The following is an 18,837-nucleotide window of genomic DNA, read 5'->3' as shown; positions in this document are numbered from 1 at the left end:
CGGGCAAGCCTCGCTCCTACAGGTACCGGTGATCTGTAGGAGCGAGGCTTGCCCGCGAAGCTTTTATTTGCGAGCGACGATAACGGCCCGCATCGGCGCCGGCAGCCCTTCAATCGTCTTGCTGTGATCCTCTGGATCAAGGAAGTCGCTCAACGACTGATACTTCATCCACTCCGTCCCGCGCTGTTCCTCGACGGTGGTCACGCTGACATCCACACAACGAACATCCGTGAACCCGGCACGCCGTAGCCACAGTTCCAGCGCTGGCACCGACGGCAGGAACCACACGTTGCGCATCTGCGCATAACGGTCTTCCGGCACCAGCACTTGTTGTTGATCACCTTCGATCACCAACGTTTCCAGCACCAGTTCGCCGCCCTTGACCAGGCAATCCTTCAGTGCCAGCAAATGCTCGATCGGCGAGCGGCGGTGGTAGAACACGCCCATGGAAAACACGGTGTCGAAGCCTTCCATGTTCGGCGGCAGGTCTTCGAACGGGAACGGCAGGTGCCAGGCATTCGGTTCGGACAGGTAACGCTGCACGGCCTGGAACTGGCAGAAGAACAGCCAGTTTGGATCGACGCCAATCACACTGTCGGCACCGGCGCCGAGCATGCGCCACATGTAGTAGCCGTTGCCGCAGCCGACATCGAGGATGCGTTTGCCCTTCAGGTCCAGATGCGGCGCCACCCGTGACCATTTCCAGTCCGAGCGCCATTCGGTATCGACGTGCACGCCGAACAGGTCGAACGGCCCCTTGCGCCACGGCGACAGGCCCATCAGTGCGGTACGCATCTGCGCGCGGGTTGCATCGTCGCAATCGGTGTCGAGGGTCAGACCATTAAGCAAATCGACGACCCTTGGCTGGATCTTCGGCAAAGCGTCCAGCGCGCTTTGCCAGCGCTCCAGGTCGCCATGCCCCTTTTCCATTTTCTTGTCGAGTTGCGCTTGCAGGGTGTTGGCCCATTCGGCCAGCGGGGTGCCGGCCAAACGTCGGGCGAGGGGGGACAGATCAATCATGGCAAGGCAATCAACGAGGCAAAGTTAAGACACTGGAACCACGGCACGACTTTCGAGAACCCGGCGGCCAACAGGCGTTCGCGGTGTTCTTCGAGGCTATCGGGCTTCATGACATTTTCGATGGCGCTGCGCTTCTGGGCGATTTCCAGTTCGCTGTAGCCGTTGGCGCGTTTGAACGCGACGTGCAGGTCGGTGAGCAACGCGTGTTCTTCCAGATCGTTGAAGCGCAGCTTCTCAGACAGGATCAGCGCACCGCCCGGCAACAACGACTGGCGAATGCGCGAGAGCAACGCCGTGCGCTGCTCCGGGGCGATAAATTGCAGGGTGAAGTTCAGCGCCACCACCGAGGCTGGCTGGAATTCGAGGGCGAGGATGTCGCCTTCGATCACTTCCACCGGCAGCAACTCCTGGAACATCGAGTCCTGACCGTTGAGGTATTCGCGGCAGCGCTCGACCATCGCCGCCGAGTTATCCACAGCAATGACGCGACAGCCGTCGGTGCGCACATGCCGGCGCAGGGCCTGGGTCACGGCGCCCAGGGACGAGCCGAGGTCGTAGAGCACGCTGTTGGGCTGGGCGAACTGCGCGGCGAGCACGCCGAGGTTTTCGACGATGGTCGGATAACCCGGCACCGAGCGCTTGATCATGTCCGGGAATACCCGCACCACGTCCTCGTTAAAGGCGAAGTCGGGCACCTGGGCCAAAGGCTGGGCGAAAAGGCGATCGGGTTCTTTGCTCACGGCGGTTCCAGCGGCGTAGATGGAAAAGGCCGGCATTTTAGCCAAATTGACCGGGGGATGCGCGGGTTGTCTGATAAACCGCTACGAACGATGAGAATCCACTGTGGCGAGGGGGCTTGCCCCCGTTCGGCGGCGCAGCCGTCGTAAAACCGGTGGATGCGATAGACCTGAAAGAATGCAGGGGAGCGCTTCGCACTCCAACGGGGGCAAGCCCCCTCGCCACAGGGGGTCAGCGTTGTTCTTGAGTAAACGCCGACGCCGTGATCCCCCATTGCCCCACCCAGTAACTCAGGATGATCACGTAAGGCGCAGCGTCGAACGGCATCACAAACCGACTGATCCCAATCACGCTGTCAGAAAACACAAACGCCACCGCGCCCGCCGCCGCCAGCAGCGCCGAACGCTTGGGCACATCGCTGCCGAGCCTGGCCAGTGCGCGCCAAAGCATCGCGCTGATTGCCACACCGTAAACAATCACTGGCACTAGCAACGGCCCAAGCCCATGGGAAATCAGAATCCCCAGCAACACCGCGCCCACTACGACGGCCAATACCAACGGCAACAACGCCAACCGCCGGCAATCGCTCAAGTACGCTTTCAGGTACGCCAGATGCGCGACCAAAAACGCCCCAAGGCCAAACACAAACAAATCCCCCGGCCATGCCAGCAACACATCGCCGAGCAGGGAAAAAATCAATCCAAGGCTGATCCAGCGCCGATATTCGGTGGGCGGTGCGTCGTGCAACCAACCGAGCAGGGCCAATACCGGCAGCGGTTTGACCAACAGGCATAGCAGCGCAGCATGCACACTCAGCCCGTAAAGAAAGGTCACCGCGCCCATCAGCGCCAATATCAGCCAGCCCACGATCAGTTAACCGAGATCGCGCAGTCGAAGGTTTTCACCGCCGGGACTTCCGGCGCCCACGGCTGCGAATACGTCAGGCGCAAACGGCCAGTGCCGGTGGCAAAGGACTGGAAACGCCAGGTCGAAATCCCGGCACTGCCCACGAGCCCGGCATCTTCCGGGTTGCTGTAGACCTCGGGGCTGAGGGCGCGCAACACGCCACCGGCGGAATCCTGGATCGCCCAGCGATAACCCGTGGTCGGGTTGCTCGGAAGGATCAAGATCAGGTTTTGCCCGTTACTCAGCTTGGCCGGGCACTCGCTTTGTTTTTCCACTGTCACGTTCTGTTTCGGCTGCGTGGCGCAGGCGGCCAGCAGGGAGAGGGCGAGGGGGACTAACAGGCGGGTGGGGGACATAAGGTCAGTGGCTCCGGCATTCACGACGAACGGCGAGCATAACTGAAGTCAGGGGGAATACTAAATGTGCTGAAGGGTTTCAAAGGCAACCGAACCGGGTCGGATGCCTTTGGCACAAATCAGCGTTTGATTATTCAATGGCCAGGTAGATGTCAAAGTCGGTCTCTATATTCAGCGTTACACCTTTGGTCGTTTTAACAATGATCTCGAAATGCTTTGATTGGTAGTGGCGTCCATCGCTTGAAACTTCCAGTTCAAGCGTCGCTTCAGTTGCTGTAATGCTTTGCACGAAGTGATTGCCGCTGAGGTTCACTATTTCACCGTAGGCCACCCCCATGAGTTGATCGCCCGCCCCTCCCGGAAATTTATAAGTGCCGGAAGTGATGCCCTGCTTCAAGCTGAAGTTGAGCAGTCGATGGTCGCCAGTAATGACCGGGCTGGTGGCACCAGATCCGGAACTAGTGTTGATCATCAGGTACTCGTTAGTTCCGAATCGTGTGCTTTGAATACTTTGAGAGTGATACGGAGCCCTTAGGAAGGGATTGCCACTCGGGTCGGCGGTATTGGGGAAAATCGCATTTACCCCACCGGTAATATTTTGCAGTTCACCTGCTTGAGTTGCCATTGACGTATCTCGCGGATTAAGGACGAGCCATCAGTATCAACGAGGCGAATTTTCCAAGGCACTGTCAGAGTTGACAGTTTTTTAGGTTGTTATGTTTTTACGAATCGTTCTTTAAGAGAGATTTGAAATAACCAAGCGCTGTCAGTATCAACCTGCCAGCGCTTGAAAGGGTGGATCAAAACAATATCTTCGCCACATCCGCAAAGCGCTTGGCGAAGTGCACGGTAATCCCTTCTTTCAGGTACTCCGGCAATTCCTCAAAACTGCCACGGTTAGGCTCCGGCAGGATCAATTCGAAAATCTTCTGCCTGCGCGCCGCGATGACTTTCTCCCGAACCCCGCCAATCGGCAGTACATGCCCGGTCAACGTCAGTTCGCCGGTCATGGCGATGCCTTTTTTCGGCGCCTGGTTGCGGGCCAGGGACAGCAGGGCGCTGGCCATGGTCACACCGGCGCTCGGGCCGTCTTTCGGGGTGGCGCCTTCCGGTACATGGAGGTGGACGAAGGCTTCATCGAAGAACTTCGGATCACCGCCAAATGACTTCAGGTTGGAGCTGACGTAGCTGTAGGCGATTTCCGCCGACTCTTTCATTACATCGCCCAGTTGCCCGGTGAGTTTGAAGCCACGGTTGAGCGTATGAATCCGCGTCGCTTCAATCGGTAGAGTCGCGCCGCCCATGCTGGTCCAGGCCAGCCCGGTAATCACGCCGGTGCCGGACAACACTTGCTCGTTGCGGAACACCGGATGGCCGAGTGAGGCTTCCAGGTCTTTGGGGCCGATCTTGATCACCGCTTTCGGCTCATCGATCAACCTGACCACGGCTTTGCGCACCAGTTTGCCCAGTTCTTTTTCCAAGTGGCGCACCCCGGCTTCACGGGCATATCCGTCGATCAATGCTTTCAACGCGCTGTCGCTGATGCTCAGGCTGCCTTTGGACACGCCGGCCTTTTCCAGCTGTTTCGGCCACAGGTGACGCTTGGCGATGGCGATTTTTTCTTCGGTGATGTAACCCGACAGGCGAATCACTTCCATCCGGTCGAGTAACGGGCCGGGGATCGAGTCCAGGGTGTTGGCGGTGCACACGAACAGCACTTTCGACAGGTCCAGGCGCAGGTCCAGATAGTGGTCGAGGAATTCGACGTTCTGTTCCGGATCTAGGGTTTCCAGCAACGCCGAGGCCGGGTCGCCCTGGTAGCTCTGGCCCATCTTGTCGATCTCGTCGAGCATGATCACCGGGTTCATCACTTCGACGTCTTTCAACGCCTGCACCAGTTTGCCCGGTTGCGCGCCGATGTACGTGCGGCGATGCCCCTTGATCTCGGCCTCGTCGCGCATGCCGCCGAGGCTGAAGCGATAAAACGGCCGGCCGAGGGATTCGGCAATGGATTTGCCGACGCTGGTCTTGCCCACGCCCGGCGGGCCGACCAGCAGCACGATGGAGCCGCTGATCTCGCCTTTATAGGCACCGACCGCGAGGAATTCGAGGATGCGGTCCTTGATGTCATCGAGGCCGGCATGGTGTTTGTCCAGCACCTTGCGCGCGTGTTTGAGGTCGAGTTTGTCCTCGCCATACACGCCCCACGGCACCGATGTCGCCCAGTCGAGGTAGTTGCGGGTGACCGCATACTCCGGCGAACCGGTCTCGAGGATCGACAGCTTGTTCATTTCCTCTTCGATGCGTTTCTGCGCCTGGGGCGGCAACACCTTACCTTCCAGCCGTTGCTCGAACTGCTCGATGTCGGCGCTGCGATCATCCTTGGTCAACCCCAGTTCCTGCTGGATGACCTTGAGCTGTTCCTTGAGGAAAAACTCGCGCTGATGCTCGCCGATCTTGCGGTTCACTTCGGCGGAGATTTCTTTCTGCAGGCGCGCGACTTCGACTTCCTTGCGCAGCATCGGCAGGACTTTTTCCATGCGCTTGAGCATCGGCACGCAGTCGAGCACTTCTTGCAACTCGCCACCGGTGGCGGACGTGAGCGCTGCGGCGAAGTCGGTCAGGGGCGACGGATCGTTGGGGCTGAAGCGGTTGAGGTAATTCTTCAACTCTTCGCTGTACAGCGGGTTGAGCGGCAGCAGTTCCTTGATCGCATTGATCAGCGCCATACCGTAGGCCTTGACCTCATCGGTCGGCTCGGTGGGCTGGTGCGGGTATTCGACTTCCACCAGGTACGGCGGGCGATGGTGTTTGAGCCAGGTTTTGATCCGGACGCGGGTCAGGCCCTGGGCGACGAACTGCAATTTGCCGTTTTCACGACTGGCGTGGTGCACCTTGACCAGCGTGCCGTACTCCGGCAGCGCCTTGGTGTCGAAATGGCGCGGATCTTCCTGGGGCGTGTCCATGTAGAACAGGGCCAGGGAGTGATGATCGGACTTGCTCACCAGGTCCAGTGTTTCAGCCCACGGTTCTTCATTGACGATCACCGGCAGCACTTGGGCCGGGAAGAACGGGCGATTGTGGATCGGGATGATGTAAACCTTGTCCGGCAGGTTCTGGCCAGGCAGGGCGAGGCCTTTACCGGTGGAATGGTGTTCGATGTGGTCTGTTTCTGCGTAATCGCTCGGGTCTTCAGGGAATTCTTGCTGGTCGCTCATGGGGCACCTGCGCAATGGGGTATGGGTCTTAGATGGGGCAGGTGGGGGGTGGTTTCAATGGCTATCGATATTTCAGGGTGTGTGTTCAGGGTTTTGACAGGTCATTGGGTGTCCAGAACTCCAGGTCCTCGACATAGCGCTCGACATCGCCCTGGTCGTCCGCGCCCAAGCTGTTATCGAAGCGCTCGCTCAACAGTGCGCGGACCTTGGCCAAACGATGAGGGAATCGGGCGCCGTAGACAAAGTCAGTCACGGTTTTGTCAAAGTCATCCATGGGGGTATAGAGGTGATGATCGGAGATCTTGCGCAAGGAAATCAGCATGAACTCGATCTCCCGCATGATTTCCAGGGCGACGGCCCCCGGAAGCTCTATCTGCTGGTTCGCGGCCAGTAACGCCGTTACGGGCTTGGTTAAGTCGGGCATGGGGTGCTCCGTAAAAAAGAGGATAGGGCTGGCGGAAAGGCATCAAGTGCGTTTCGGCCGAGCGATCAAAAGTAGAAAAACAGACCAGTGGCTTTGCTGCGAGCCAGGATAGTCAGCTGCGTGAAGCGTAGCTTGAGGCGTGCCGGCAGGGCTGACTGCTCCGATAGCGTCTGAGCCGTTTCAAGTGCGGCGGCGCCCTGGATGCTGGCGTCTTCATGGTCATCGATCAAACTGCCCAGAACACTGTTGAGGCGTTGGATCAGGCCTGAGTCCCACAGATGCTGGTAGTGCTCGGCGCTCAACGTCCACGTTTCCAGATCACCCGGTTGGTTTTGATCAAGGTCTAGTCGCTGCAAGGCCGCCAGGCTCAGCGGGACGACAATTTGCTTAATGGGGCCTTCCATGGAGGTCTTCTCGGTCATGGCTGGTCGAGCCATGCGTACAACTCGCGTTGCGCTTCGGTCAGGCATGCGGTGAGTTCTGCCAGGGTTCTCGCCCAGCCCGCCCACTGCGGGTTTTCCCAGTCCTGGCCCTTGATCACCGCCACCCGAAAGGCTCCGGACTCATCGAACTCTGGATACCAGCCGACATCCAGCAGCAGATGCTCACCGTACTCGACTTGCAGCAGGTCTTCCTTGAGCGAGTCGATCTGACTGGCCAGGGGCGCATCGGTCAGGTGCGACAGGTCGTCGAACGTGATTTTGCCGATGAGCAGGCTCAGGTCGAGCCATTGGCGATTACCTGGCGATGAGGTGGTAAGCGGTTTCATGTCTGGAACTTGTCCTTGAGTGCACGGCATTTCAACAGAACATTGTCCCGGTCATGCCTGGCGTGGCGATAGCACCAGTCGCAGATGTAGCGAATCGCTTCCTGGGTTGGCAGGGTAACGAGCTCGTCCATGAATTCGAAGGTGATGCCGGGCACGCCGATCAGGTGATCGGCAATGTTGTCCGGGTCGACGTCGCAATCAATGGTGATCCCGGACATCTCGATGCCGATACTGGTGGGTTCCAGCAAGCAATCGAGCATGACCGCAAGAAAGCTCGGTGTGTCGAGGCAGCCGCACATTTGAAGGTCGAACAGGCACCAATGCAGAGTGCCGTTTTGGGACTCGTTCAGTTGCGTGATGCAAGGCACTTGGGTCGTGCTCAGATTTTTCAATGCGCTGCGGTCTCCGACTGGCGATGCCCGATCTTGCCTGATCTGGCCCAGGCATCCCAGCCCCGAGCAGCGGCTCCACAGGCACAAAAAAGGGCGGCTACCCGAAGGTAACCGCCCTGTTTTCAACTGTCGTTAGTGCTTATTCCGACAGTTTGTAAGCGATCACATAGTCGCCCATTTTGGTGCCCAGTGAACCGTGGCCGCCAACGACCAGCAGTACGTACTGTTTGCCGTCCTTGCCGGTGTAGGTCATTGGTGTGGCTTGGCCGCCGGCCGGCAGGCGCGACTTCCACAGTTCCTTGCCGCTATTGACGTCATAGGCGCGCAGGTACTGGTCCAGGGTGCCGCTGAGGAAGCCGACGCCGCCAGCAGTGACGATCGAGCCGCCCATGCTTGGCACGCCGATGGGCAGGCCGATTGGCACGGGCGAGCTGTCCCGGCTGGTGCCGTTTTTGCGCTTCCACACCACTTTGCTGGTGGTCAGGTCGATGCCGGCGACATAGCCCCAGGCCGGAGCCTGGCACGGTACACCGAACGGTGACATGAACGGATGCATGGTCACGGCGTACGGCGCGCCAGTATTTGGCTGGATGCCAGCCGTTTCGCTTTCACGCTTGCTGTCGGCCGCCACTTCGGCGCGAGGGATCATTTTGGAGACGAATGCCATGTAGTTCGGACTGGTGAACAGCATCTGGCGAACCGGGTCGACCGACACGCTGCCCCAGTTGAACACACCGACGTTACCCGGATAGATCAGGCTGCCCTGTTCCGACGGCGGGGTGTACTGGCCTTCGTAGCGCAGTTCCTTGAACTGGATGCGGCAGAGCATCTGGTCGAACGGGCTGGCGCCCCACATGGTTTTTTCGGTCAGTTCCGGAGCTAGCAGGTTGAGGTCCGAACGGGCCTGGGTCGGGGCGGTATGGTCGCCCTTGACCGCGCCTTGTGGTACTGGAATTTCACGAATCGGCACAATCGGCGTGCCGTCGCGACGGTCGAGCACATACAGGCTGCCCTGTTTGGTCGGAGCGATCAGCGCCGGCTTCACGCCGTCGGCGGTTTTCAGGTCCAACAGGGTTGGCTGGCTGCCAACGTCCATGTCCCACAGGTCGTGATGGGTGAACTGGTAGTTCCAGCGCACCTTGCCGGAGGCCAGGTCCAGAGCCACCAGACCGGCGCTGTATTTCTCGGCGCCCGGCATGCGGTCGCCACCGTACTGGTCAGGCATCTGGTTGCCCAGTGGCAGGTAGACCATGCCCAGTTTTTCGTCGACGCTGGCCAGTGACCACATGTTCGGCGAGTTGCGGGTGTAGGTTTTGCCCGGCGCCAAAGGCTCGGTGGCCTCCGGATTGCCGCTGTCCCAGTTCCAGACCAGATGACCGTCATGCACATCGAACGCGCGGATCACGCCGGAAGGCTCGTTGGTCGATTCGTTGTCGGTGACGTGACCGCCCATGATTACCAGATCACGGGTAATCGCAGCCGGGGAAGTGGCGTAGTAGCCACCGGCGGTGAACGGACCGATACCTTGGGTCAGGTCAACGGTGCCGTTATTGCCGAAGCCTTCGCAGACCTTGCCGGTGTCGGCGTTGATCGCGATCAGGCGCGCATCGGCGGTCGGCAGGTACAGGCGACGCGGGCAGGCCTGGGCAACGGCTTTGCCGGCTTCGGAGATGACGGCCGGCGAGGCAGCGCCCGCGTTGGCGTAGGCATTCTCGTCGTAGTAAGAGACGCCACGGCAGGTCATGTGGGCGAAGCCCTTGAAGCCCACCGGGCTTTTGATCTGCGGGTCGAAGCGCCACAGTTCCTTGCCGGTGTCCGGGTCCAGCGCCAACACTTTGCTGTGGGCGGTGCAGGCATAGAGCATGCCGTTGACCTTCAGCGGCGTGTTTTCGTTGGTCAGCTCTACCGGGTCATCAGCGGTCGGCAGGTCGCCGGTGCGGATACGCCAGGCTTCCTGCAACTTGCCGACGTTGGCCGGGGTGATCTGCTTCAGCGGCGAGTAGCGGTCACCGAACTCGGTGCGGCCATAGGCCTGCCAATCGCCGTCGGGCATGGCCGGGGCCGTGCTGGTCAGGTCCGTAGTGTCACGGCCCAACTCGCCGAGGACTTCACCCGGATGCGTGAATTGGCTGGCAACGGCGGTGGCGCCGGCCAGAACCACGGCGACGCTCAGTGCCGCAGTGCCCAGCGGTGCAGCGCCATCGCGCAGCAACGGTCGGCGGAACCACGGCAACAGCAGGACCACACCCAGTGCGAACCACAGCGAAAGACGTGGCACCAGTTGCCACCAGTCGAGACCGATTTCCCACAACGCCCAAACCGTACTGGCGAACAGCACCAGCGCGTACAGGCCCAGTGCAGCGCGGCGAGCGGCAATCAGCAGCACGCCGGTCAGTGCGAAGCCGATGCCGGCCAGCAGGTAATACAGCGAGCCGCCGAGCATGCTCAGCTTGATCCCCCCGGCCAGCATGGCCAGGCCCATTAGCAGAAGCAGGATACCGAGCAGGCTCGGTAGCAGACGGCTTCGACTCAAAGCACCATCAGTGCTCATAGTGTGGTTCTCCGTGACGTTTTAAGTAGTCCCGCGCTAGTTCACTGTAGATGACGATCTGGCGTGGGCATGGTTCAGATATAAAAGTGAAACTTGTGATGCGGTCCCTGTAGGAGCGAGGCTTGCCCGCGAAGGCTGTGTGTCAGCCAACAAATGTGTTGGATAGGCCGACGCCTTCGCGGGCAAGCCTCGCTCCTACAAGGGGTATGTGGTTGGTTAGAACGATGAGGTGATCTTTATTCCGCCAATCAGCGCGTCATCGACCTTGTCCACGCCACCGGGGTGGCGGATGTATTGCAGGTTCGGGCGCACGGTCAGCCAATTGGTGACGTGCACGCCGTAATAGAGTTCGGCGCTGTATTCGGTGTCTTGCGGCGGCAGGAACGACGGGTCGTCGTAGTCGTAGACGGCGCGAGCCTGATTGGTCGCCTCGGCGTTCTTGCGATAGGCCGGGTTGACGTGGACGCGGGCCAGGGCAAAACCGATGTCGTCCCTGGCGCGGGCATCGAACAAGCCTTTGTAGACGACGCCCGCCTGGACATAGTTGTCGATGGCGTTGGTCTTCTTGTCGTGCATCGTGCCGTTGGCGAACACGCTCAAGCCGCGAGAGTTATCGCTGGCGCGGCTGGTGATTTGCTGCTGCACACCGAGCCACACGCCGTGCTTGCTCGACGCGCTGCGATACGCCTCGCCACTCAGGGCGGCGGGCTGGCCATTGCTGTCCTTGTAGGCGTCGGTGGCCTTGGCGTTGCTGTAGTAATAACCGGCGCGGTATTCGCCCGGCAGGCCGTTCAGCTTCGGCGACCACACCAGTTCAATCGGCAAAATCGCGCCTTGGGTGCCGCTGCCGCTGAGCTTGAAGCCATTGTCGCGATCGAGGTTAGACGGGTTCTGCTCATAGGCGCCGACCTGTGCGTACAGCTCTGGCGTCAGGTGGTATTTGACCCGCATGGCCCACTGGCTGACCGGCCAGTTGTACCAGATGCCACCGACCCAGTTACCGACCTGGGAGCCACAGAACGCCAGGTTCTGGAAGTCGCACGGGAAGCTGTTGAAGTCTTCGCCTTCACCGAAACGACCGACTTTGATGTCGAGTTTCTGGTCGAAGAATTTCTGCTGATACCACATCTGCGTCAGGCGCCAGGTTTGCCCACGACCCCAGACTTCCTGAGCGGAAGTGAAACCGCCGACCCGTGGATCATTGATCCGGTCGTTGCTGATGTTGTTGCCGTTGCGTTCGGTAATGGTCAGCTGAAATTCGGCGTCGTCCCAGCCGAGAATCTTCTGCAAATCCAGATGCGTGCCGAGGCCGAACTGATCGCTGTAGCGCGCGGTGCGGTCGTGGTCATAGCCGCCGTGCAGGTTGCTGCCCATTTCGCCGGTGTAATCGACTTTGAAGTCGTAGCCTTTTTCCGCCAGTTCAGTGCGCGTGCCGTTCCAGTCGCCGAGCATCCACGGTGAATCGCTATCAAAAGCCGGGGCCGCGTGAACGCAGGTGGCGAGGCCAAAGGCGCTGAGGCCGCTGATCAGGTTCAGGGCTTTTCGGTGGGCCACAGGGGTGGAGACAGCGCTGTCTCGCGGAGTTGGAAAGTCGGGCATAAAGTAGAAATTCTTGATCTTTTTCGGGGGGTGAACTGAACGCAACGAGACGGCACGGGCAGTGAAGCGTTTCAGCTTAAGGGCGGCAGGATAATGATCTGTTACAAAGAGAGAAAGCGCTTTTACTGACATGCAGCGTTTCGGATTTGGTAATAGTCGGCTGCGACAGGGCGCCGCAGGCAGAAAATACCCCTTGTAGGAGCGAAGCTTGCTCGCGAAAGCGCCGGTTCAGCCAACATCAATGTTGAATGCCAGGACGCCTTCGCGAGCAAGCTTCGCTCCTACAGGGGGTTGTGGGGCTGAATATCGGTCAGTTGCCCTCGACGACGCCGGCGACTTTGCTTTCCCGAGTCCAGGTCAGCACAAAGTGCGCCACCAGGCCAAAAATCAAACCCCAGAACGCAGCAGCCAGCCCGAGGAAGCTCATGCCCGAAGCCGTCACCAGGAAAGTGATCAGCGCCGCTTCCCGTTGTTTCTCGTCCGCCATCGCACCGGTCAGCCCGGCACTGATCGCGCCGAACAAGGCCAGGCCGGCGAGGGAGGCGATCAGCTCTTTGGGCAGGGCGGAAAACACCGAGGCCAGGGTCGCGCCAAAGGTGCCCATCAGAATGTAGAACACCCCGCAGGCGATCCCGGCGATGTAGCGTTTGTCACGGTCTTCGTGGGCTTCGCGGCCGGTGCAGATCGCTGCGGTAATGGCGGCCAGGTTAAAGCCGTGGGAGCCGAACGGCGCCATCAGGATCGAGCCAATCGCGGTCACCGAAATGATCGAGCGCGCCGGGGTGTTGTAGCCCGAGGTGCGCAACACCGCCATACCGGGCACGTACTGGCCGGTCAGGGTCACCAGCGCCAGCGGCAGGCCAATGTTGATGATCGCGTGCCAGCTCCACTCTGGAGCCGTGAACACCGGGTGAGCCACCGCGATGGTGATCGAAGCGCTGTTGAGTTCACCGAACGAAGCGGCCACGGCGCAACCGACAATCAACACCGACAAAATCGCATAGCGCGGCGACAAGCGTTTGCAGATCAGGTAGGCCGCAATCATTGACAGCACCAGCGCCGGTTGCAGTTTGATCGAAGTGAACAGCTCCGCGCCGAAGCGAAACAGAATCCCCGCGAGCATGGCGGCGGCGATGGCTTTGGGCAGGCGACTCATCAGTTTGTCGAACGCGCCGGACAAACCGACCACGGCGATGATCACCGACGCCACCACATAAGCGCCGATAGCCTGGGGCAGGGTGACACTGGGCAACATCGACACCAGCAACGCCGCGCCTGGTGTCGACCACGCGGTGATCACCGGAATCCGCAGCCGCCAGCTCAAAAACAGGCCAGTAATGCCGCTGCCGATGGAAATCGCCCAGATCCACGAAGACACCACGTCGCTGGGCAGATGCGCCTCCTTGGCTGCCTGAAACACGATGATCAACGGGCCGGCGTAGGAAATGATCACGGCGATAAAACCTGCAATCACCGCTGACAGGGATAGATCCTTTCTGAGTGTGTTCATGATGTCTCGACTTGGCGCGGCACAGGCGCGCAGTGATCAGGAGAGGATTGATTCGATTGGTTCGATTCGCGATGAGTGTATTTGAATGGATTGAGTTGATTCAATATGTGTCTGGATTCTCTTTGAGTACATTCCGGGTTTTAACGAATGTTTTGAATTCATCTGATTGATTTTAAAGACAATTATTTTTAATGATTTTTTATTGGTGAACGTCTGTGGGTTTTTCGATAGTAGCAATCGACTCAATTCACCGAATTGACCGGTTTTTCGGGCGTCAAACTTCGATGTGATATGCTCCGATTTTTCTGATTTCTACGATGGGCAGCGATCATTCATGTGGGTTCCTCAGCTAAGCGAGTTCAGCCAGCCGATGTATTTGTCGATTGCCGATGCGTTGGCACGCGACATCGGCAATGGCGTGTTGAACCAAGGTGATCGCCTGCCGACCCTGAGGGAGTTGGCCACCACGCTGAAAGTCACGCCGGGCACCATCAGCCGCGCCTACAGCGAGGCCCATCGGCGCGGGTTGGTGCAGGGAGAAGTGGGGCGCGGCACCTATGTGCAGAGCCAGAAGCTGGCCGAATTGCCGGTGAGTCATGGCCCGACGGCGCTGAACCTGGGGCAGTCCGAACTGCTCGACCTTTCGATCATCAAGCCTTACAGCGAAACCCTGGAGTATTGGCTGCGCGATGCGCTGATCGGTATGGCCAAAAGCACCGATTTTGCCCGTACCCTGGATTACGCGCCGGACGGCGGTCACCCGGCGCATCGCGAGGCCGGTGCGCAGTTTCTGCGCCAGTGGTTGCCCGATGCGCAATGGCAGCAGGTGGTGATCACCGCGGGTGCCCAGCATGGCTTGATGGTCGCGATGAGTGCCCTGACCAACGCGGGTGACCTGGTGCTCTGCGAAGCGCTTTGCTACCCCGGCATCATTTCCCTGGCCCATGGTCTTGAGCGACGCCTGCGTGGCGTGGCGATGGACGATGAGGGGATCATTCCCGAGGCATTGCGCGAACTGTGCCTGCGGGAGAAACCGGCGATGCTGGTGTGCGTGGCGACCTGCCAGAACCCGACAGCGGCGATCATGTCGTCACAGCGCCGGGCGCAAATCGCGGCGCTGGCCGAAGAGTTTGATTTCATCATCCTCGACGATGACATTTATGGCTTTCTCGCCACCGATCCGTCGATCAAGCCGTTGTCGGCGTTTGCGCCGGAGCGGTCGGTGTACCTGACCAGCCTGTCGAAGTCGGTCATGCCGGCGCTGCGCATCGGTTACCTGTACAGCCCGCCCAAACTGCTGTCGCGCCTGACCTCGATGGTGCGCAGCAGTGTCTGGATGCCGTCGCCGCTGACCGCGCAACTGGCCAGCAATGTGATCACCGAAGGCCTGGACAAAAAACTCATCCGCATCCAGCGCGATGAAGCGGCCGCACGGCAAGCCATTGCCCGGGAAATCTTTGCCGGTTTCGAACTCAAGACCCAGCCGCATTCCTATCACGTGTGGCTGACGCTGCCCGAGCCATGGACCAGCGACGAATTCACTATGCTCGCCCGAGCCAACGGTGTGCTGGTACTCAGTGGCACCCAGTTCCAGGCTGAGCGCAGTGGCTCGACCCGTTGCGTGCGTTTGGTGCTGATGTCGCCCACCAGCCACGACGAACTGCGCTTCGCCCTGACCAAACTGGCCAGCCTGATCGATACCGACCCGCGACGGTTTTACTGAGTCCCCGATCGCGGTTTTTGTAGGAGCCAAGCTTGCTGGCGAAGGCGGCGTGTCAGGCAACTTCAATGTCGACTGACATACCGCTTCGCCAGCAAGCTTGGCTCCTACACAAAGCGGTTGTTGGCCTACAGTTAACTGAGCGCTTCCACCCAGCGAAACCCTCGGCTAAGGTGCGCGGCTTCTTCATTCTTCATTCTTCATTCTTCATTCTTTCTTCTTTCTTCGCACAAAGGCCCGGCATGACCGAACAGAACAACAACCCGCTACACGGCGTGACCCTGGAACAGATCCTCAACGCCCTGGTTGAACACTACGAGTGGGCGGGGTTGGCCGAGCGCATCGATATTCGCTGCTTCAAGAGTGACCCGAGCATCAAATCGAGCCTGACCTTTCTGCGCAAAACCCCGTGGGCGCGAGAGAAGGTCGAACACCTGTACGTGAAGTTGATGCGCACCAAGCGTCCAGTCTGAACATGCGGATGTCATCTGCCGCAAAGCGTCGCTGTATCGCCGTGGCGGCGGTGCTGGGCTGGGCAGGTTTGACCGTTCAGATGTACCTGATCCTCGGCACACGCTGGGAGATCGGCGCCAGCCTGCTGGGCGGGCTGATGAGTTTCTTCAGCTTCTTTACCGTGCTGACCAATACCTTGGTAGCCGTGGTGCTGACCTGTGAACTGACGGCGCGGGAGTCGGCGGCGAAACGCTGGTTTCTGCAACCGTTAGTCAGCAGTGGAATTGCCGTGAGCATCGCCGTGGTCGCGCTGGCGTACAGCCTGTTATTGCGCCATCTGTGGCATCCCGAAGGCTGGCAGTTGCTCGCAGATGAGTTACTGCACGACATCATGCCGCTGCTGTTTCTGGCGTATTGGTGGTGCTGCGTGCCCAAAGGGACGTTGCGCTTGCGGCACATCCCGTTGTGGGTGATTTATCCCTTGGTGTATTTCGCCTATGCGCTGCTGCGCGGGCATTTGCTGGGGGCTTACGCCTATCCGTTCATTGATGTGAGCACGCTGGGTTATCCACAGGTGTTTCTCAATGCCGGGGGGATATTGGTGGGGTTTGTCGCGGTTGCGTTGGTGATCGTGGGATTGGATCGGTGGCGAAAGCCGATTTCGTGAACTCCCAAAATCAATGTGGGAGCGGGCTTGCTCGCGAATGCGGTGTGTCAGTCACATCAATGTTGGATGACACACCGCATTCGCGAGCAAGCCCGCTCCCACAGGGGATTGTCACTGGAAGTTATTCCTCGTCGCTGCCATCCGCCCGCCAGTAACCCACCGCTTTAACGAACTGATCATCCAGCCCATGCTCATCGAGCAACACCCGGCGGATCTGCCGCGACACTTTGCTCTCGGTTGCCACCCATGCATACAGGTTGCCGCTCGGCACTTGCAGTTGCTTCACGGTGGTTAGCAGGTTGTTCTGGCCGCCGTCGCGCAGCACCCAGATCACATTGACCTGTGCGGCGCTTTCCAGGCGTTGCTGTTCGGCGCCGTTCGCTACTTCGATGATTACCAGCGCTCGTCGGTTGGCCGCCAGACCTTCCAGGCGTCGGGCGATGGCGGGTAGGGCGGTTTCGTCGCCGATCAGCAGGTAGCTGTCGAAAATGTCCGGCACGATCATCGAGCCCCGTGGCCCGCCGATGTGCAGGAACTGCCCCGGTTTGGCCTGCTCGGCCCAAGTCGAGGCAGGGCCGTCGCCGTGCAGGACAAAATCGATGTCCAGCTCCAGCGTGTCCAGGTCATAGCGGCGCGGCGTGTAGTCGCGCATTTCCGGCATCGGCTGATCGGTTTTACCAGCGCCGAGGACCAGGGTTTCCAGTGCCGCCGTTTCTGCCGCGTTCTGCGGGAACAGCAGTTTGACGTGATCATCCGTGCCGAGGCTGACAAAGCCTGCCAACTCCGGCCCACCGAGGGTAATCCGGCGCATGCGCGGGGTCAGGTCGACCACGCGCAACACTTCCAGCCGACGGCGTTTGATTTCGTGCATGACGCGGTGAATGGCTTGGGGTTCGACTGCAATCATTCGGCTGTCTCCTGGGCGGCTTGAACGGCGGGGCCGTCGACGATGGCTTTTGCTGTGTTGTTGAGCAGGGCGGCGACACGGAGGATTTCTTCCGGGCTCCAGCGTCCGTGATGCAATTGCAATGCATGACGCAGGTTGTGCACTGCTTCGTGGATTTCGGCCGGGCGATCATGACCGCGCAGCGAGCGTTTGCTCACATCGATGCGCATTCGCACGCCTTCCAGGGCAATCGCCTGGTCACTCAGGGACAGACGTCCGGCGTCGGTCACGCTGTAGCGTTTTTTCCCGCCCTCGGCATCGCCCGTGATCATTTCGCTTTCTTCGAGAAAGGTCAGGGTCGGGTAGATCACGCCGGGACTGGGGCTGTAGGCGCCGTCGAACATGCCTTCGATCTGGCGGATCAAGTCGTAGCCGTGGCAAGGCTGTTCGGCGATCAGCGCGAGCAACAGCAGTTTCAAATCGCCCGGTGCGAACACCCGTGGGCCACGGCCGCCGCGCTCGCGGCCAGGGCGTTTCTCGAAGCCGTCGCGGCCGTCACCGTGTTCGCGGTGGGAATGATGGTCTCTCATTTTTTGCCTTCTCTCGTCGTGTTTAGATACAACTTAAGATATATCTTAAAGACAAGGCAAGGCGTTTTTCCTACGGCGCTTCTCTCGACCGACGAGCGGTGAGGTGATCGGGCGAGGCGGATCATCACCGTTGCACCGGTGTAATTTACCGATATGGAAATAACTGGAAAGTTAAAGTTATAACTCTATTAGTGATCGGGCCTATATTCTAAAGGGGCTTCGTTGTTCTGTTTTAATTTGAAAGCAACTGTATGGTTTTTTCGATAAAACTGTATGTAGTCCAGTGCTGACAGTTGCCCGTCAATAAATTGCAATTTTGTTCTTTTTTCTGTCTTGTCATAGAGGCGTTTAACTACGCGATCATCGGAAGTTACTTGCTTACTTTCCAGAGACATTGGCCGATCATTTGCCGGCATTGAAAGTTCAGCCGACATCGCCGCGACGTGTTTCGCCACGGCGTCGTTTGAACTTTCAATCAACCCTTTATATTGAAAAGACAGGTACTGACCGATGTTCAAGAAACTGACTATTGCTGCTCCCCTGGCGATTCTGGCGCTGACTTCCTCCGTCGTATTCGCCGCCGGTGAAGCCAAGCACACCATCAACCTCGTTGCCCACGTGCCTACCAACGGCTTCTACGTGGTGCCTGTCGACCCGGACCTGATCAACAAGGATCAGCGCATGGACTTCCAACCGACCACTGGCCAAATGGGTGAAGTCAACGGTTTTTTTGATATGCGCAACAACAATGGTTCGGTACACGCCAGCGTCGTGTCGGCGCCTCGGTTGCTCTCCGGTGCCAGCAGCATCAACTTGAAAGTTGAAATCAATGGCACGGAATTGACCACCACGCCGCAAATGGTTGTCGGTGAAACCGAGTCCAACGTGAACTATCGCGCGCCGCTGCGCATCAGCGCCACCGGCACCACGTTTGCACCGGGCGACTACACCGGTGAAGTGGCCATGATCTTTGATGCCGTGCCACCGGTTATCTAACTTTCCCGTTAGCGCCAACCGACGGGCCAACAACTTAGTTGG

At 59.3% G+C, this 18,837-nt stretch carries 20 protein-coding genes; 4 read left to right on the top strand and 16 right to left on the bottom strand.

The window, feature by feature from the left end:
- Positions 1 to 63: 63 nt before the first annotated feature.
- The 13 genes from cmoB to ACWIKB_RS15225 form a co-directional block, all read right to left on the bottom strand.
- Positions 64 to 1,020: a tRNA 5-methoxyuridine(34)/uridine 5-oxyacetic acid(34) synthase CmoB gene (gene cmoB, locus ACWIKB_RS15285; RefSeq protein ID WP_290023517.1), complete on the bottom strand. Its 957-nt coding sequence runs from the start codon at positions 1,018 to 1,020 to the stop codon at positions 64 to 66.
- A complete protein-coding gene (gene cmoA, locus ACWIKB_RS15280; RefSeq protein WP_475267856.1) occupies positions 1,017 to 1,796 on the bottom strand; it encodes a carboxy-S-adenosyl-L-methionine synthase CmoA in 780 nt (259 codons plus the stop codon). The genes cmoB and cmoA overlap by 4 nt, the downstream gene beginning before the upstream one ends.
- A gap of 193 nt (positions 1,797 to 1,989) precedes the next feature.
- The gene (locus ACWIKB_RS15275) at positions 1,990 to 2,625 is read right to left on the bottom strand and encodes a lysoplasmalogenase (protein WP_475267855.1); all 636 of its coding nucleotides are present in this window, start codon (positions 2,623 to 2,625) and stop codon (positions 1,990 to 1,992) included.
- Between the two features lie 2 nt (positions 2,626 to 2,627).
- Entirely contained in the window at positions 2,628 to 3,020 is a 393-nt protein-coding gene (locus ACWIKB_RS15270; protein WP_475267854.1) for a protease inhibitor I42 family protein, read from the bottom strand.
- A gap of 130 nt (positions 3,021 to 3,150) precedes the next feature.
- Complete coding sequence (locus ACWIKB_RS15265) at positions 3,151 to 3,645, bottom strand: hypothetical protein (RefSeq protein WP_475267852.1); 495 nt, start codon at positions 3,643 to 3,645, stop codon at positions 3,151 to 3,153.
- Between the two features lie 175 nt (positions 3,646 to 3,820).
- Complete coding sequence (gene lon, locus ACWIKB_RS15260; RefSeq protein ID WP_475267850.1) at positions 3,821 to 6,238, bottom strand: endopeptidase La; 2,418 nt, start codon at positions 6,236 to 6,238, stop codon at positions 3,821 to 3,823.
- An 85-nt stretch (positions 6,239 to 6,323) separates the two neighbouring features.
- Positions 6,324 to 6,662: a hypothetical protein gene (locus ACWIKB_RS15255; RefSeq protein WP_475267848.1), complete on the bottom strand. Its 339-nt coding sequence runs from the start codon at positions 6,660 to 6,662 to the stop codon at positions 6,324 to 6,326.
- A 65-nt stretch (positions 6,663 to 6,727) separates the two neighbouring features.
- Positions 6,728 to 7,066 carry a hypothetical protein gene (locus tag ACWIKB_RS15250; protein WP_475267847.1) on the bottom strand — a complete coding sequence of 113 codons (339 nt, stop codon included), beginning with the start codon at positions 7,064 to 7,066 and terminating at the stop codon, positions 6,728 to 6,730.
- A 14-nt stretch (positions 7,067 to 7,080) separates the two neighbouring features.
- Positions 7,081 to 7,431: a hypothetical protein gene (locus ACWIKB_RS15245; protein WP_475267845.1), complete on the bottom strand. Its 351-nt coding sequence runs from the start codon at positions 7,429 to 7,431 to the stop codon at positions 7,081 to 7,083.
- The gene (locus tag ACWIKB_RS15240; RefSeq protein WP_475267843.1) at positions 7,428 to 7,823 is read right to left on the bottom strand and encodes a hypothetical protein; all 396 of its coding nucleotides are present in this window, start codon (positions 7,821 to 7,823) and stop codon (positions 7,428 to 7,430) included. Before ACWIKB_RS15240 ends, ACWIKB_RS15245 begins: the two co-directional genes overlap by 4 nt.
- 139 nt (positions 7,824 to 7,962) lie before the next feature.
- On the bottom strand, positions 7,963 to 10,374 hold the full coding sequence (locus ACWIKB_RS15235) for a glucose/quinate/shikimate family membrane-bound PQQ-dependent dehydrogenase (protein ID WP_475267841.1): 2,412 nt from the start codon (positions 10,372 to 10,374) through the stop codon (positions 7,963 to 7,965).
- A gap of 216 nt (positions 10,375 to 10,590) precedes the next feature.
- A complete protein-coding gene (locus tag ACWIKB_RS15230) occupies positions 10,591 to 11,973 on the bottom strand; it encodes a carbohydrate porin (RefSeq protein ID WP_475267839.1) in 1,383 nt (460 codons plus the stop codon).
- A 310-nt stretch (positions 11,974 to 12,283) separates the two neighbouring features.
- The gene (locus tag ACWIKB_RS15225; protein ID WP_475267837.1) at positions 12,284 to 13,483 is read right to left on the bottom strand and encodes a benzoate/H(+) symporter BenE family transporter; all 1,200 of its coding nucleotides are present in this window, start codon (positions 13,481 to 13,483) and stop codon (positions 12,284 to 12,286) included.
- Positions 13,484 to 13,817: 334 nt separating this feature from the next.
- Between ACWIKB_RS15225 and ACWIKB_RS15220 the strand changes: the two genes are divergently transcribed.
- The 3 genes from ACWIKB_RS15220 to ACWIKB_RS15210 all read left to right on the top strand — a co-directional run bounded on the left by ACWIKB_RS15220 (position 13,818) and on the right by ACWIKB_RS15210 (position 16,323).
- On the top strand, positions 13,818 to 15,206 hold the full coding sequence (locus tag ACWIKB_RS15220) for an aminotransferase-like domain-containing protein (RefSeq protein ID WP_475267835.1): 1,389 nt from the start codon (positions 13,818 to 13,820) through the stop codon (positions 15,204 to 15,206).
- Positions 15,207 to 15,445: 239 nt separating this feature from the next.
- The gene (locus ACWIKB_RS15215) at positions 15,446 to 15,676 is read left to right on the top strand and encodes a VF530 family protein (protein ID WP_475267834.1); all 231 of its coding nucleotides are present in this window, start codon (positions 15,446 to 15,448) and stop codon (positions 15,674 to 15,676) included.
- A gap of 8 nt (positions 15,677 to 15,684) precedes the next feature.
- Complete coding sequence (locus ACWIKB_RS15210) at positions 15,685 to 16,323, top strand: Pr6Pr family membrane protein (RefSeq protein WP_475267833.1); 639 nt, start codon at positions 15,685 to 15,687, stop codon at positions 16,321 to 16,323.
- Between the two features lie 121 nt (positions 16,324 to 16,444).
- On the opposite strand, the gene ACWIKB_RS15205 is transcribed toward ACWIKB_RS15210, so the two are convergent.
- The 3 genes from ACWIKB_RS15205 to ACWIKB_RS15195 form a co-directional block, all read right to left on the bottom strand.
- Complete coding sequence (locus tag ACWIKB_RS15205; protein ID WP_475267831.1) at positions 16,445 to 17,230, bottom strand: siderophore-interacting protein; 786 nt, start codon at positions 17,228 to 17,230, stop codon at positions 16,445 to 16,447.
- Complete coding sequence (locus tag ACWIKB_RS15200) at positions 17,227 to 17,799, bottom strand: PadR family transcriptional regulator (protein ID WP_475267830.1); 573 nt, start codon at positions 17,797 to 17,799, stop codon at positions 17,227 to 17,229. Before ACWIKB_RS15200 ends, ACWIKB_RS15205 begins: the two co-directional genes overlap by 4 nt.
- 188 nt (positions 17,800 to 17,987) lie before the next feature.
- Entirely contained in the window at positions 17,988 to 18,317 is a 330-nt protein-coding gene (locus ACWIKB_RS15195) for a hypothetical protein (RefSeq protein ID WP_475267828.1), read from the bottom strand.
- Here ACWIKB_RS15195 and ACWIKB_RS15190 point away from each other — a divergent pair.
- Positions 18,310 to 18,795, top strand: coding sequence for a CS1 type fimbrial major subunit (locus ACWIKB_RS15190; RefSeq protein WP_475267827.1), 486 nt, complete (start codon positions 18,310 to 18,312; stop codon positions 18,793 to 18,795). The genes ACWIKB_RS15195 and ACWIKB_RS15190 overlap by 8 nt on opposite strands.
- The last annotated feature ends 42 nt before the right edge of the window (positions 18,796 to 18,837 follow it).

This window comes from Pseudomonas sp. 5Vm1k (assembly GCF_056161485.1).
Note: the sequence above shows the minus strand (reverse complement) of the source record. Positions and strands in the feature narration are given on the sequence as shown.